1 protein-coding gene is annotated in these 1,001 nt (G+C 37.7%); it reads right to left on the bottom strand.

What is annotated here, in order from left to right; translation table 11 throughout:
• Window positions 1-16: 16 nt before the first annotated feature.
• The coding region (locus tag G3O09_RS22080; RefSeq protein WP_163103583.1) for an MFS transporter at window positions 17-1,001 on the bottom strand (985 nt) is incomplete at its 5' end.

Below are 1,001 nucleotides of genomic sequence, written 5' to 3'. Positions count from 1 at the left end.
AGAGAGCAGTTTTTTTCTATGCACTAATCGTATGAGACGAATCCACTTTCGGTTCTGGAACAAACATAAGAATCGTAATACCAATGATGAACAGAACGACAAGGCTGAACACAGCACTTGCAGAGTTTCCAGTCACTTGCGCGGTTACAGCAATTAACAACGGACCCATAATGGAAGCGAACTTGCCGAAAATATTATAAAAGCCAAAGAATTCATTCGAGTTTTCTTTCGGAACCAGTTTAGCAAAATAGGCACGGCTTAACGCTTGAATTCCACCTTGAGACGTAGCAACAAGCATCGCTAAAATCCAAAAATCCATCGTTGTTTTTAAGAAATATGCGTAAATACAAACGATAATATAAACACATATACCAACGTAAAGCATCTTCTTACCAGTAAATCTCTCTGCTAACCTTCCATATAGAATGGCAAAAGGAGCAGCGACCACTTGTGTGACAAAAAGGATGATTAAAAGATTAGTAGAACTGATTCCAAGATCTGAACCGTAAGCAGTGGACATCGTTATGATGGTTCCAACGCCATCGATATAGAAGAAATAGGCAAGCAGGAATAAAAACAAAGCACGATATTTTCGTATTTCTTTCATTGTTTTACCTAAACGTTTAAAGCTGTTGATCAGAGGTTTCGGCTCTCGTTCGATGCCGTACTTCTGGTAAACGTTCTTTAGCATAGGAATCGTAAAAATGCCCCACCAAATGGCAGTGATTAAAAACGCAATCTTGCTAGCTAAAGTAGTTGAAATAGGCAAAACTTCATTTTGTGCCAACACGATAATCGCGATACTGGTCAAAAATGGAATCGTACTCCCGATATATCCTAATCCGAATCCTCTAGATGACACTCTGTTCATTCTTTCTTCCGTTGTTACATCGGTTATAAAAGCATCATAAAAGACATTAGATCCACTAGAGCCTATTGCAGTTAATGTATAAAAAATTAATAATAATAGCCATTGATCACTTGGAATAAAAGCTAATGAT

It is taken from the genome of Peribacillus alkalitolerans, assembly GCF_010882125.1.
Lineage (GTDB): Bacteria > Bacillota > Bacilli > Bacillales > DSM-1321 > Bacillus_BN > Bacillus_BN alkalitolerans.
The sequence above is the reverse complement of the archived record's forward strand: the minus strand, read 5'-3'. Positions and strand labels throughout refer to the sequence as shown.